The sequence below is a fragment of the Rahnella sp. GSA61A genome (assembly GCF_019969905.1).
Classification (GTDB): Bacteria; Pseudomonadota; Gammaproteobacteria; order Enterobacterales; family Enterobacteriaceae; genus Rahnella; species Rahnella aceris.
Genome location: NZ_JAHXYO010000010.1, coordinates 123,340 through 137,833 on the forward strand (window position 1 = coordinate 123,340; position 14,494 = coordinate 137,833).

At 51.9% G+C, this 14,494-nt stretch carries 13 protein-coding genes; 6 read left to right on the forward strand and 7 right to left on the reverse strand.

The annotated features are described in order from the left end of the window. Window positions 1-15: 15 nt before the first annotated feature. From LC431_RS14470 to LC431_RS14480, 3 genes are all read right to left on the reverse strand, one after another. On the reverse strand, window positions 16-1,785 hold the full coding sequence (locus tag LC431_RS14470; RefSeq protein ID WP_013577917.1) for a GMC family oxidoreductase: 1,770 nt from the start codon (window positions 1,783-1,785) through the stop codon (window positions 16-18). Between the two features lie 45 nt (window positions 1,786-1,830). Continuing rightward, window positions 1,831-2,556, reverse strand: coding sequence for a gluconate 2-dehydrogenase subunit 3 family protein (locus tag LC431_RS14475; protein ID WP_013577916.1), 726 nt, complete (start codon window positions 2,554-2,556; stop codon window positions 1,831-1,833). Window positions 2,557-3,046: 490 nt separating this feature from the next. Next, the gene (locus LC431_RS14480) at window positions 3,047-4,069 is read right to left on the reverse strand and encodes a LacI family DNA-binding transcriptional regulator (RefSeq protein WP_049804370.1); all 1,023 of its coding nucleotides are present in this window, start codon (window positions 4,067-4,069) and stop codon (window positions 3,047-3,049) included. Window positions 4,070-4,428: 359 nt separating this feature from the next. On the opposite strand from LC431_RS14480, the gene LC431_RS14485 reads away from it, so the two are divergent. The 6 genes from LC431_RS14485 to chbG all read left to right on the forward strand — a co-directional run bounded on the left by LC431_RS14485 (window position 4,429) and on the right by chbG (window position 9,708). Then, entirely contained in the window at window positions 4,429-4,749 is a 321-nt protein-coding gene (locus LC431_RS14485; protein WP_013577914.1) for a PTS sugar transporter subunit IIB, read from the forward strand. 127 nt (window positions 4,750-4,876) lie between these two features. After that, window positions 4,877-6,235: a PTS N,N'-diacetylchitobiose transporter subunit IIC gene (gene chbC, locus LC431_RS14490; RefSeq protein ID WP_223510023.1), complete on the forward strand. Its 1,359-nt coding sequence runs from the start codon at window positions 4,877-4,879 to the stop codon at window positions 6,233-6,235. A 65-nt stretch (window positions 6,236-6,300) separates the two neighbouring features. Next, window positions 6,301-6,648: a PTS N,N'-diacetylchitobiose transporter subunit IIA gene (chbA, locus tag LC431_RS14495; RefSeq protein ID WP_037033137.1), complete on the forward strand. Its 348-nt coding sequence runs from the start codon at window positions 6,301-6,303 to the stop codon at window positions 6,646-6,648. Window positions 6,649-6,662: 14 nt separating this feature from the next. Continuing rightward, window positions 6,663-7,499: a transcriptional regulator ChbR gene (chbR, locus tag LC431_RS14500; RefSeq protein WP_013577911.1), complete on the forward strand. Its 837-nt coding sequence runs from the start codon at window positions 6,663-6,665 to the stop codon at window positions 7,497-7,499. Window positions 7,500-7,559: 60 nt separating this feature from the next. Then, entirely contained in the window at window positions 7,560-8,903 is a 1,344-nt protein-coding gene (locus tag LC431_RS14505; protein ID WP_014416575.1) for a 6-phospho-beta-glucosidase, read from the forward strand. Between the two features lie 46 nt (window positions 8,904-8,949). Then, window positions 8,950-9,708: a chitin disaccharide deacetylase gene (gene chbG, locus LC431_RS14510; protein ID WP_014416574.1), complete on the forward strand. Its 759-nt coding sequence runs from the start codon at window positions 8,950-8,952 to the stop codon at window positions 9,706-9,708. A gap of 58 nt (window positions 9,709-9,766) precedes the next feature. Here the strand turns inward: chbG and LC431_RS14515 are convergent, their stop codons facing one another. The 4 genes from LC431_RS14515 to LC431_RS14530 form a co-directional block, all read right to left on the reverse strand. Then, window positions 9,767-10,657, reverse strand: a complete 891-nt coding sequence (locus LC431_RS14515; RefSeq protein ID WP_014416573.1) for an oxidoreductase — start codon at window positions 10,655-10,657, stop codon at window positions 9,767-9,769. A gap of 20 nt (window positions 10,658-10,677) precedes the next feature. Next, the gene (locus LC431_RS14520) at window positions 10,678-11,505 is read right to left on the reverse strand and encodes a DMT family transporter (protein ID WP_013577907.1); all 828 of its coding nucleotides are present in this window, start codon (window positions 11,503-11,505) and stop codon (window positions 10,678-10,680) included. Between the two features lie 75 nt (window positions 11,506-11,580). Next, window positions 11,581-12,486 carry a transcriptional regulator GcvA gene (gene gcvA, locus LC431_RS14525; protein ID WP_013577906.1) on the reverse strand — a complete coding sequence of 302 codons (906 nt, stop codon included), beginning with the start codon at window positions 12,484-12,486 and terminating at the stop codon, window positions 11,581-11,583. 121 nt (window positions 12,487-12,607) lie between these two features. Then, window positions 12,608-14,488 carry an amidohydrolase gene (locus tag LC431_RS14530; RefSeq protein WP_119262397.1) on the reverse strand — a complete coding sequence of 627 codons (1,881 nt, stop codon included), beginning with the start codon at window positions 14,486-14,488 and terminating at the stop codon, window positions 12,608-12,610. Window positions 14,489-14,494 lie beyond the last annotated feature (6 nt).

A 14,494-nucleotide genomic window follows, 5' to 3' on the forward strand; every position in this document is an offset into this window, starting at 1 on the left:
CCTGTTCATCTCCGCTTATGCCTGAACCAGTGGACCAGGGTTTTTCAGGTACTGATCTTTAATCGCCTGCGCCGCCATCAGGGTGATCGCGCCGATGGTGTCCGTCGGGTTAGCCTGGAAGTTTTGCGGGAAAGCGTTACCGCCCGGCACAAATACGTTATGCACATCCCAGCTTTGCAGGAACTTGTTCAGCGCCGAGGTTTTCGGGTTATCGCCCATCACCGCGCCGCCCACGTTGTGGGTAGAGACGTATTTGGTCAGGTCAAAGTGCGCGTCCATCGGCAGGAAGCTTTCGCTGTAACTGTCCGGGTTCAGCTCTTTGGTGATATTGCCCACGATGCCTTTCAGGTATTGCTGCAATTTGAGTTCGTTCTGTTTCCAGTCGAAAGTCATGCGCAGCAGCGGATAGCCATATTCATCTTTGTAATTCGGATCCAGATCCAGATAAATATCGCGGTAAGACTGGCAGGTGGTGGTGATGCTGATTTTCATCGAATGGCCGTACCATTCTTCCATGCCTTCTTTCCAGCCGGTGCCCCACGCAGGCGTGCCTTTTGGCAGCGAGGTGCTGATTGGCGTGCCGGTGGCCTGCGAACTGTGAATTTTCGCACCGCCGATAAAGCCAAGGGAAGGGCCGTCGAAGTTGCCCGGAGAGATATCGTTGAACATCTGGCCGGTGGCGCCTGCGGTGGCAAACGGATTGAAGTTTTTGTCTTTGAAGAACAGCGTCGAACCGCCGTTACTGAGGAACGCATAGTTGCGGCCAATCACGCCTTCTTCGGTGATCGGATTGTAAGGCTTGCCGATCCCGGACAGCAGCATCAGCCGCACGTTGCAGAACTGGAAGCTGCTCAGTACCACGATTTTCGCTGGCTGGAAGCACTCGTTGCCGTCTGCATCCATGTAGATCACGCCTTTGGCGGTTTTCTTATCATCATGCAGTTCGACTTTCAGCACATTGGCATGCACTTCATAAGAGAAGTTATCCATGCGTTTCAGCGCGTCCATCACCGCCGTTTGCGGCGACGCTTTCGAGTAGTTCAGGCACGGGTATTTACTGCAATAACCGCAGTAGTTACACGGCGCGATCTGGTTACCGTACGGGTTAGTCCAGGCGCGGGACACGCAGGCTGACGGGTTCGGGAACGGGTGGTAGCCCATTTTTTTGGTGACTTCAGCAAACATGCTGCTGTTGAGCGTGTCTTCCAGCGCAGGCAGCGGATACGGCTCGGAACGTGGCCCTTCGAACGGATCCCCGCCTTCCATAATCTGACCGCGCAGGTTACCGGTTTTGCCGGACTGACCGCAGATATGCTCAAACTTAGTGTAATACGGCTCAATTTCATCCCAGGAGAAAGGGAAATCCATGATCCGCATGTCTTCCTGCAGGATGCCTGGTTTGTAGGCTTCGTCAGCGTAAGTTTTGAGTTTTAAATCGGTCGGCGTCGGGCGAATCAATACCGCCGTCCAGTGCAGACCGGAACCCCCCACGCCGGTACCCGGCGCGAATGCACCCCATTTACGGGTTGGCAGGGCGGTTTCACTCATGTTGTAACGCACGGTGACAGCGGCTTCAGCCGGCGTCGCCATGACTTTATTGCGTACCGCGTAGGCATATTCGTCCGCCGGTTTCGGGTAAGCAAATTCTTCGTAGCCGCGATCGCCGCCACGTTCGAGCGCACGAACGGTCAGGCCCGCCATCGCCAGCTCGATACTCATCAGCGAGCCAGCCCAGCCGAGGCCGACAACAACGACGTCGACTTCTGGTTTAGTTACTTTTGCCATCTTTAATCCTGTCAGTTATCAGAAAACGGTAATAGGGCGAGGCACTCAGGCACGCGCGCCCTGCAGGCTCACAGGCCCCAGCGGATACGGGACATTGTGCTGCTTAACCCACTCAGTGAAACTGGCGCGTGCGCCGGGGAAGCCGATGGCAATCCACGCCTTCATCCCTTTGTTCCCGCCGTAGATCGGGTCTGCCAGATAGCCGTGTTTGGTGTCTGAAAGCAGTTCGCTGAAGAATTGCGAGGCGACAAGATTTTCTTCGCCCGCATCGGCAAATTTGATGCCGTTTTTCTGCAACTGCGTCAGCACATTGTCTTTGTCCTGATCGGCCAGTTCATGGAAGGCTTTCTGATGATTTTGCTGACACCAGGCGTTCGCAATACGAATGCCGGTTTTGTAGATTTGCTGCGGACGGAACGGGATCTGATACCCCATTGTCGCCGGAGCATGCACGTTGAACGGGCCCTGCATATAGATTTCTTCGCCGAAATCGCCGTGCATTTGCTGATCGATAAAAATCGGCACATTGGTTTCGAGTGCGCCCGGTGCTTTGCCTTTGCCACCCGCAGGGATCAGGCGGTCAGCGGCGGCCATAATAAACTGCCACTCATCGGCGCTGAAAAATATCGGCTTATATTCGAGTAAATCCGGGGCAGCCATTTCTGCAGCTTGTGCCGCTGACAGCCCTTTCATCATGATGGTCCCGACAGGCAAAGCCATCAGCGACCCAAGTAAAAACTTGCGACGGGTTGTTTTTTTTTGAAGGAGCATAGAATTACGACTCTCACATGCCTGATGTTAAGTTTGGGTTAATTATTATTATTTTTTGGGTACAAATCGATAATATCACCGCTACATCTAAAATAAATGAATAAATTCCCCATGAACTATAAGGCGGGAAATGCATTAAGGAGTTCCACGGGTTTAATTTGATTTAAAGTATCATTAAATCAATGAGATATTGATTGTTTTTATTGTGAATGGCTAAGGGGGAAATAGCATTGTTTATCAAAGTATTCTTCATGATTTTGTGGGTTGAATTTAGATCAATATAATTCCGCACGGAAAGTTTCTGTTATTTGTTGTTATGAATGTTAGCTAACATTTTTAACAAATAAGAATGAGTTTCAATTGTCTGGGTTATTTATAACCGGGAAAAATATAAAGTTGAATTAATTACGCGGACAACTCACTCCCCTGCGAAGGGGAGGGTTGGGGGTGGAGTATTATGTTTAAAACAAAAGCTGAAGTGTGCAAGGCGCTAAGCTGATTCCCGAATAACCAGTTTGTAACCCATATCAACAATAGGTTCCTCAACCGCGATGCCTTCAATTTTATCCGCCAGCATATCTGCCGCGCGGATGCCTAAATCCCATTTTTCGACGCTGACGGTGGTAATGGCAGGGCGGTTATGGGCGGCAAAATTCAGGTCCGCGAAACCGATCACCGAGAAATCATCCGGCACGCGTAAACCCTGCGATTCGGCTTCCATGATTGCGCCCTGCGCCAGGGTGTCGGAGCTGCAAATGATGGCGTCAAAGCGGTGATCGCTGGCGAGCAGTTGGCGCAATGCCTGGCGTCCGACTTCCATATTAGCCGGACGGGAAACAATCACTTCTTTAATGTCGTGCTCAGGAATGGCCCGCAACACGCTGATTGCCCCGTTTTTACGCACCATTGCGCGGCGATCGGAAGCACAGATAAAGCCAAAACGCCTGAAGCCTTTGCCGAGGAAATAGTCACCGATGGCATTGCCGACTTTTTCGTGCGAGAAGCCAATCAGCATGTCAATCGGTGTGGGCGTTAAATCCCAGATTTCTACTACCGGGATATTGGCGTTAAGAATGATTCTTTTCAGTTCCGACGTGTGATGAATGCCGGTCAGCACAATCCCGTCCGGTCGACGCGAAAGCAGGGTGGCGACAATATCGGTTTCATCTTCCGGCTCATAGCCGACAATACACAACAGCATGTGATAACCCCGTGCCGCCAGTTGGTCGCTGATGGCCTGCACGGTATCAACAAACATATTGTTGTTAATCTGCGGCACGACGACGGCAATGAGTTTCGTGCGGCTGGTCGCCAGACCACCGGCCAGCATATTGGGGATGTAACCGGTACTTCTCACGGCTTCCATCACGCGGGCAATGGTCGCCGGGCGCACGACTTTGGGATTGTTTAAGGCGCGGCTGACCGTCATGGGTGAAAGGCTGGCGGCCTGAGCAACATCTTCGAGCGTAGCCGTACGGGAACGGCCTTTCTGAGCATTTATTTTATTATTCAAAGCGTTGACCACTGAATTATGGCGTCAAAATAGTAATGTTTGCGCAATCATTGCCAGTTTCTCATATTGTCCCCTGCTTGGGTAAGTGTAAATGTTAACTTCTTGTTGCGTGGCCGTGCGTCTTTATCTTATTTATCCTCGCGAGTTATTTACCCAAAACGTGAAGGGAGTCATAAGGGATGGTCAAGGAGAGACAATTTCTATAAGTTCCGAATTATCGCGCCCTGAAGTGATGCCGTATACTGCTTTCAGGCAGAGACGATTCGTTATCTTCAATTTATTTGCTCTGAATACATTCTCGCAGGTGAAGGAAAAACCGTTGCCTGAGCTGCAATTTATCGGGATATGAGGGTTTTATCATGGAAAAGAAAGTCATTTATTTGTTTTGCTCCGCCGGAATGTCAACCTCGTTACTGGTTTCTAAAATGAAGGTTCAGGCTGAGAAGTATGAGGTCCCGGTCATTATCGAAGCATTTCCTGAAACACTGGCTGCAGAGAAAGGTGCGGCAGCCGATGTCGTTCTGCTTGGGCCGCAAATTGCCTATATGCTGGATGAAATTAAAAAAGTCTTGCCGGGTAAACCAGTTGAAGTGATCGATTCTGGCCTGTACGGCAAAATTGACGGGTTAGGTGTTCTGAAAGCAGCCGTTGCTGCGATCAAAAAAGCAGCAGCGCAGTGATCTTACGTTTTTCCTTATTTTAAAATTGAACGTCTTTATATTGAAATTTTTAAGTCAAAGAGAACTCCAGTCAAAGAGCGAATTTCTTCCCCTGGCCGCCAGATGGCGGCATTAAAGGAAAATACCAATGAGCAAAGCCATTGATTCACTTGAAAAGATACTTCTTCCTTTTGCCGTTAAAATAGGTAAACAACCGCATATTAATGCCATTAAAAATGGCTTCATAAAACTCATGCCGCTGACCCTCGCGGGTGCCATGTTCGTTTTAATTAATAACGTATTCCTGAACTTTGGTGCGGGTTCTTTCTTTTATTCTTTAGGCGTGCGCTTAGACCCGTCAACTATCGATACGCTGGCCGGTCTGAAAACCATCGGTATTAATGTTTATAACGGTACGCTCGGTATTATGTCGCTGATGGCGCCATTCTTTATTGGCATGGCATTAGCGGAAGAACGTAAAGTTGATTCCCTCTCCGCCGGTTTATTAGCCGTTGCAGCCTTTATGACCGTGACGCCATACAGCGTCGGTGAAGCTTATGCGGTGGGCGCAAACTGGTTAGGTGGCGCGAATATTATTTCCGGTATGGTAATAGGTCTGGTTGTCGCAGAAATGTTCACCTTTGTGATTCGCCGCAATTGGGTCATTACCTTGCCGGTGAGTGTGCCGTCTTCGGTTTCCCGATCCTTCTCCGCGTTAATTCCGGGCTTTATTATTCTGTTTATCTTCGGGGTTATTTCCTGGTTACTCGGATTATATGGCCACAACTTCCACCAGATTATTATGGATTCAATTTCCAAACCTCTGGCGGCAATGGGCAGCGTGGTTGGCTGGGCGTACGTGATTTTCAACTCACTGCTGTGGTTCTTTGGTGTACACGGATCTCTGGCGCTGACCGCGCTCGACAACGGCATCATGACCCCGTGGGCGCTTGAAAATATCGCGCTGTACACCGAATACGGTTCCGTGAGTGCCGCGATTGATGCAGGGAAAACCTTCCACTTCTGGGCCAAACCGATGCTGGATTCCTACATCATGCTGGGCGGTTCCGGTGCAACCCTCGGGCTTATCATCGCCATCTTTATCGCCTCACGCCGTGCCGATCATCGTCAGGTGGCAAAGCTGGCACTGCCGTCAGGTATCTTCCAGATTAACGAGCCCATCCTGTTTGGTCTGCCGATTATCATGAACCCGGTGATGTTTATCCCCTTCGTGCTGGTTCAGCCGATTCTGGCCGCCATCACGATCGCCGCGTACAGCATGGGTATCATTCCTCCGGTCACTAACCTGGCGCCGTGGACCATGCCGACCGGGCTTGGCGCTTTCTTTAACAGTAACGGCAGCATCGCGGCACTGCTCGTCGCATTGTTCAATCTCGGTATTGCCACGCTGGTGTACATGCCATTCGTGATCTTGTCTAACAAGGCGCAGGCGATTATTGAAGAAGAAGAAAGCGAAGAAGACATTGCCGCTTCACTGAAATTTTAATCTGAACGGAGGGCGGGCAGAGGCCATCTTCCCGCCGTTATCCGGCCAATCATGGAGAGACAGAGATGATGGATTTAGACAGCATTGTTGAAACTGAAAGCGAAATGCAGGATCTCGAAGAAGTGGTGATGGGGTTGATCATCAACTCCGGACAAGCACGCAGCCTGGCTTACGCGGCGCTCAAAAAAGCCAAAGAAGGTGATTTTGAGCAGGCGCGTTCGGTGATGGCGCAGTCAAAAATGGCGCTGAATGAAGCGCATCTGGTGCAGACTAAACTGATTGAAGGCGATCAGGGCGAAGGAAAAACCAAAGTCAGCCTGGTGCTGGTGCATGCACAAGATCACCTGATGACGTCAATGTTGGCCCGCGAACTGATTGCGGAACTCATTGAGCTTCATGAAAAAATAAAATAACGTAGGGAGCCATAATGCAGCCACCGGTACTGAGCATGGAAATCAAGACAGCGCGCGAAAATCAACTCTTCGACGGTCAGAATTTCCACATGTTCATCTACAACAAAGTAGAAAGCATTTCCGGACTGCATGAACATGATTACTACGAATTTACAGTGGTGCTGACCGGCCGGTATTACCAGAACGTCAATGGTAAACGGGTGTTGTTAGAACGCGGCGATTTTGTCTTTATCCCTCTGGGTTCCCATCACCAAAGTTTCTATGAATTCGGTGCGACGCGGATATTAAATGTCGGGATCAGCAAAGCGTTCTTCGAGCAACACTATTTATCTTTACTGCCATCCCGTTTTGTGGCGTCACAGGTTTATCAGATCAAGACTGAATTTCTGGCTTATATAGAATCTGTGATCGCTTCTCTTAATTTCAGGAACGGGGAATTTAATGAGTTTCTGGAAATGGTGACGTTTTATATTGTGAACCGTTTACGCCATCACAGAGAATCAGAAATCACGACAGATGCGCCAGGCTGGCTTAAAAATACCATCGAAAAGATGCACGACAAAGCACAGTTTAGTGACAAAGCATTAACGAATATGGTGGCCCTTTCCGGCAAATCACAGGAATATCTCAGCCGTGCCACGCAGCGACATTATGGCAAAACACCGATGCAGATTATTAATGAAATCCGTATTGATTTTGCCAAAAAACAGCTGGAGATCACCAATTATTCGGTCACGGACATCGCGTTTGAATCCGGTTACAGCAGCCCGAGTATGTTTATTAAAAACTTTAAAAAGCTAACTTCTTTTACCCCCAATCATTACCGAAAGAAGTTATGCAGTATTAATTAAACCGAATCATTTATTTCTCTGTTTAAATTTGCAGTGCATTATTATTGCACGGGAGTTCCTATGCGTAAAAAACTGAAAGTCGTCACAATTGGTGGCGGAAGTAGTTATACCCCGGAATTACTGGAAGGCTTTATTAAACGCTACGATGAATTGCCTATTACCGAGTTATGGCTGGTCGATGTGGAAGCCGGAAAAGAGAAACAGGATATTATTTTCAATCTTTGCCAGCGTATGGTGGAACGTGCAGGTGTGCCGATTGTAATGCATAAAACGCTGGATCGCCGCGAAGCCTTGGTGGATGCCGATTTTGTCACCACGCAACTGCGTGTTGGCCAGCTCAAAGCACGCGAACTGGACGAACGTATTCCGCTCAGCCACGGTTATCTCGGGCAGGAAACCAACGGCGCTGGTGGCTTGTTCAAAGGCTTGCGTACCATTCCGGTGATTTTTGACATCATTAAAGATGTCGAAGAGATCTGCCCGGACGCCTGGGTGATTAACTTCACCAACCCGGCCGGAATGGTAACGGAAGCGGTATTCCGGCACACCAGATTCAAGAAATTCATCGGCGTGTGTAACATCCCGGTTGGCATGAAAATGTTCATTCAGGATGTGCTGCAACTGACCCCGCAGGACGATTTATCCATCGACCTGTTTGGCCTGAACCACATGGTGTTCATTAAAGATGTTCTGGTCAACGGCGAATCACGTTTCGCCGAACTGCTCGACGGCGTCGCGTCCGGCACGCTGACCGCCGGTTCGGTGAAAAACATCTTTGATTTACCGTTCAGCGAAGGCCTGATCCGCTCCCTGAATTTGCTGCCGTGTTCTTATCTGCTGTATTACTTTAAGCAGAAAGAGATGCTGGCGATTGAGATGGGGGAATTCTACAAAGGCGGTGCACGCGCCACGGTGGTACAGAAGGTTGAAAAGCAGCTGTTCGATCTGTACAAAAACCCTGATCTGAACGTCAAACCGAAAGAACTGGAATTGCGCGGCGGGGCCTATTATTCCGATGCCGCCTGCGAAGTGATCAGCGCAATTTACAACGACAAACAAACCGAGCAGTACGTCAATTTCCCGCATAACGGCCATATTGATAACATCCCGTCTGACTGGGCGGTGGAAATGACGTGCACCATCGGGCGTGACGGCGCAAAACCACACCCGCGTATCACGCATTTCGACGAAAAAGTGCTTGGCCTGATATACACCATCAAAGGCTTTGAGATTGCCGCCAGCAATGCCGCACTGAGCGGTGAATTCAATGATGTTCTGCTGGCGATGAACCTCAGCCCGCTGATCCATTCCGATAAAGATGCTGAGATACTGGCGCGCGAAATGTTGCTGGCACATGAAAAACTACTGCCAAATTTTGCTAACACCATTGCTGCGCTGAAATAAACCCACGGCCTTCCCTGAAAAGGGAAGGCGTTCAACCGGGACATTTATGGATAAATTACTGATAGTGAACGCCGATGATTTCGGGCTTTGTAAAGCGCAAAACTACGGGATCATTGACGCATTCAACCACGGTGTGGTGCGGTCGACGACGGCGATGGTGAATATGGCCGCTGCAGAACATGCCGCGGTGCTCAGCAAAGAAAATCCTGATCTTGCCGTCGGCATGCATTTCGTGCTGACGCTCGGACGTCCCTTGTCATCCATGCCGGGGCTGGCCCGCGACGGTGAACTGGGAAAATGGATTTGGGAAATGGCAGAGCAGGGCACGTTACCGCTTGATGAAATCGCGCAGGAACTGCAATGCCAGTTCGGGCGTTTTGTGTCTCTGTTTGGCCGTTTGCCGACACATCTCGACAGTCATCATCATGTGCATATGTTCCCGCAGATTTTCCCGATCGTGGAAGCGTTCGCGAAAGATCAGGGCATTCCTGTACGCATCGATCGTGACGAGATCCGCCGGGGCAACATTGCGCTGTGTGGCGCGAAGAGTACCGACGGTTTCGACAGCAGTTTCTACGGAGAGACGGTTTCAGAAGCCCTGTTTGTGCAAACGCTGGACAACGCCACGCAGCGCGGTGACCGCTCGGTGGAAATCATGACCCATCCGGCGTTTATCGATAACACCCTTCTGGCGAGCAAATATTGCTATCCGCGCCTGGCGGAGCTGGATGTACTGACGTCGGCCTCGCTCAAAACTGCGATAACTGAACGCGGATTCCGGCTGGGATCGTTTAAGGATTTATAAGCTGTAATACGTAAAGCCCGCCGCTGGCATGACGCCTGCGGCGGGCTTTTTATTGGCGTCAGCCCGGCCCCTCACTTCCTGCCGCCAGCAGCGGTACCAGAATGTCGCTAACGGGCGTAGGAATACCCCGCGCGAGACCGTAACGCTGTATGACACCGTTGCGTATATCCCATTCCAGCGGGCGGTTAGCCTGGCGGTCGGCGAGAATAGAAGTGCCCAGGTCCGCGGGCGCACGATGAAAACCGTCAACGATCTCTTGCGGAACGTTATCGCTGAGTACCGCACCTTCCGCACGCGCGACAGTCAGACACTCACGCAGATAAGCCAGTGCCAGTTGCGTGATATCCCCGCGTGAGAACATTCCGGCACGGCGGTTAGAGAGAACCATCAGACCCGCGACCGCATTTTGCAGCAATTTGCGCCATGCGATCGTGAGGAAATCGGATGACAATTCAACCGTACAACGTGTGCCGCTGAGCGCATCAGCGATCCGTTTTGCCTGCGGCACATCCGGCAGCGTAAGACGCGGTTTTGCGCGCAGCCGGACAGAGGCATCCGGCTCACGTTGTGCTGGAAACCAAACAACGGAAGGCAGTACTGTTGCTCCGTTGACGTAGGGTTCCAGCGAGGTTTTCTGTTCGACGCCGTTTTGCAGTGCACAGACAACGGTATTTTTATCGCACAATGCGGTAAGCCAGCCGGCGCTGTCAGCCACCTGTGTGGTTTTCACCGCAACAAAAACCAGATCACACGGAGAGTGGACCTTCGACGGATTGATTAATACCGGGCCTGGCACCACCACCTCGCCGTCATCATGACGCAGAATTAATTGCGGATGCGCAGTGCGCCCGCAAAGCAGCGGCGTGCGGTTAACTTCATGCAGTGCTGCAGCGATGGTCGTACCAATCGCACCGGGACCTATCAGAGCAATAGCAGGGCGGTCAGACATCTCGAGTTCTCCTGATTTGATTAACCTATCAACAGTGTGCCGGTAGCAATTACCGCACACGCCAGCATTTTTCTCAGTGTCAGTGTTTCACCAAGAAACAGATAACCCAGAACGGCGGCAAACAGCACACTGGTTTCGCGCAGCGCGGAGACGGCGCCCATGGGTGCGGCCACCATGGCATAAATGATCATGCCGTAAGCCAGCAGCGACACCACACCCCCTGCCGCCGCACTGAGTAAACCGGGCCGCCAGCGCAGTAAACTTTTCGTGTCGCGCAGGGCAATATAAAGCGCTGGCATCAGTACTCCCCATAACATGCTCATCCACACGGTATAGGAAAACGAATTGCCGGAGACACGCACGCCAATACCATCCACTACGCTGTATGCCGCGATAAAAGCGCCGGTGGCCAGGGGATATTTCAGGCCCGGTATCGCCAGTTTACGGCTTCTCATGGCAAGCATCAGAATACCGCCAGAAATTAGCGCGATGCCGACAAGGGTGTTGAAGGCGATCTTTTCCCCGGCGAACAGGGCCGCGCCACAGGTCACCATCAGCGGCGAAGAACCGCGCGCAATCGGGTAGGTTTGCCCGAGATCACCGCTTTGATAACTGCGTATTAAACACAGGTTGTAACCGACATGCAGCAGGGCCGATAACACCGCATACTTCGCGCTCGCGAAGTCAGGAAGTGGCAGAAACAGCGCGATAACCCCGCAGGTAACGGCAATCGTCACGCACATGATGGTCATCGACCACAACCGGTCAGTTCCGCTGCGTAATAAGGCGTTCCAGCTGGCATGCAGCAGGGCGGCGAATAAGGTCAGAAAAATAATATGAGCGGGCATGTACTGATGCTAAACAGCCTGTGCCCGGATTAACAGTGAAGTGTTGTCATCGTGGTATGAGTAATAACTCATACTTCAACGGTAACTGTGCTGCGCCTGCTGTGATTCGGCCAGCAGCCAGTTACGGAATTTCAGGATGTGCGGCTGTGTCTCGATGCCTTCCGGACAGACAAAGTAATAGGCGGCCGGAGAGGGGAAAACGACGTCAAAGAGCCTGACCAGACTGCCATCATGGATTTCTTTTTCAACGTGGCCGCTGCGCGCTAATGCAATGCCCTGACCCAGTAACGCGGCTTCGATCGTCATATTTGTGTCGGCGAAGCGCACGCTTTCATGCAGTACATCAGTATTCACGCCGACCTGCTTAAACCAGGCATCCCATTTCGGTACCAGATCAGCCCCGTCACGCGTCAGCAGCGGAAAACGCAGCAGTTCAGCAGGTTCAGCGGGTATACCAAAACCGGCTAAGAACGCGGGGCTGGCAACGGGAAATAATTGTTCGCGAAACATAAACTCTGTATGCAGCGCCGCATAATTACCGTGTCCGAAACGGATCGCTACATCGGAATCTGCACTGGCGAAGTTAATGGCTTTATCCGTACTTTCCAGCGAGACCAGAATTTCCGGATGCAAACGTGCTAATTCCGGCAGGCGCGGTAACAGCCACTTTAACGCGAAAGAATAGGTGGTGCTGACACGCAGTCGCACCCGTCCTTTTTGTTCACGCAGATCGGCAAGTGTCGTTTCAAGCTTACTAAAGAATTCCCGTACCAGAGGGGCAAGCGCTGCACCGGCAGGCGTCAGGCTCAGTGTTTTACCACGCTGAAAAAGCTGCAGGCCCCAGCTATCTTCCAGTTTTTTCAACTGATGGCTGACGGCACTTTGTGTAATAAACAACTCCTCTGCGGCTGAGGTAAACGTCGTGTGGCGGGTGGCGACTTCAAAGGCGCGAAGTGTGGCTGTAGGGGGAAGGTCACGCATCATTCAGTTCCTGTTAATGAGCTAATGCTCATAACAGGGTATGCCGGAGCGTGTGCAAAAGATACGGTGACAGAAAAAAATGGCCTGCAATGCAGGCCATTTTCATGTCGTTCTCAACGGGTCAGAACGAGAAGCACGAACATCCTAACGCACCCCAGAAAGCGTTGTCATCGGACACCGGGACATCAGAACCACGGGCAATATCATGGCTGTGTTTATGCACGCCACACGGGCCGACGCACTGATGCCCCTGACGAACCAGCCCGACGCGCGCTGCACCTTGTGGCGGCGCAGAGCGGTAATGCCCAGGCACTGTGGTGACCGGCGACCAGTCCGGCAGCACCGGGATGGCTGGCGGCGCGAGCGGCGAGAAACTGCCTGCCGCGTAAACCACTTTGCCATCGACCACGGTCATCACCGATTCGATGCCCTTGATACGTTCTTCCTGCACGCTGAAGAAATCTTCGGAAAGAACGGCCAGATCGGCCAGTTGCCCGACTTTGATCTGACCTTTCTTGCCCTGTTCGCTGGAGAACCAGGAACTGCCCTGCGTCCACAGCATCAGCGCGGTTTCGCGGTCAATACGGGCGGCGTCGTCATACATCGCCATGCCGCCGACGGTGCGACCGGAAACCAGCCAGTACAGTGCCGTCCATGGGTTATAACTGGCAACACGGGTCGCGTCGGTGCCCAACCCGACCGGCACGCCTGCGGACAACATTTTCGCCACCGGCGGCGTATGTTTGGTGGCCTCGATACCGTAGCGTTCAGCGAAGTATTCTCCCTGGAACGCCATACGGTGCTGTACCGCAATGCCGCCGCCCAGCGCTTTGACGCGCTCGATGTTGCGTTCGGTGATGGTTTCCGCATGGTCAAAGAACCAGTGCAGCCCGTTGAACGGGATATCGCTGTTCACTTTCTCAAAGACATCCAGCATCCGGCTGATCGACTCGTCATACGTGGCATGCAGGCGGAACGGCCAGCGGTGCTCCACCAGATGACGCACCACGCGTTCAAGTTCGACCTCCGTTCCCGGCGGTAAATCCGGACGCGGTTGCAGGAAATCTTCAAAGTCTGCGGCTGAAAATACCAGCATTTCGCCTGCGCCGTTATGACGGTAGAAATCAGTGCCCTGGCCAGGTTTGAGCATGTCGGTCCACAGCTCGAAATCTTCCAGTTCATGTTGCGGACGCTGGGTAAACAGGTTGTAAGCAATACGTATCGTCAGTTGATTTTTCTGATGAAGCTCATCGATGATCTGATAATCCTCAGGGTAATTCTGGAAGCCGCCGCCTGCATCAATCGCGCTGGTGAGGCCGAGACGGTTCAGTTCACGCATAAACTGGCGGGTGGAGTTCACCTGCTGTTCCAGCGGCAGTTTCGGTCCTTTCGCCAGCGTAGAATATAAGATCATCGCGTTTGGCTTGGCGATCAGCATACCGGTCGGATTACCATTGCTGTCACGCTGAATTTCACCGCCTGGCGGATTGGGGGTGTCTTTGGTGTAGCCGACCACTTTGAGCGCGGCGCGGTTGAGCAGTGCGCGGTCATATAAATGCAGGATAAACACTGGCGTATCGGGCGCGGCCTGATTAATTTCATCCAGCGTCGGCATGCGGCGTTCGGCAAACTGAAATTCAGTCCAGCCTCCTACCACGCGCACCCACTGCGGGCTTGGTGTCCGCAGCGCCTGTTCTTTCAGCATCCGCAGGGCATCGGCCAGCGAAGGCACGCCTTCCCAGCGCAATTCCAGATTGTAATTCAGACCGCCACGGATCAGATGCAGGTGCGAGTCGTTCAGGCCCGGAATGGCGGTGTGTCCGTGCAAATCCACTACCTGCGTCTGCGCATCAGCAAACTGCATCACTTCATTTTCGGTACCGACAGCCAGGAATTTACCGTCTTTGATTGCGACAGCATTTGCCAGCGGTTTTTCTCTGTCAACGGTGTGGAATTTGCCGTTAAGCAGGATCAGTGAAGCAACATTATTTATTGAATTCATTGGAAA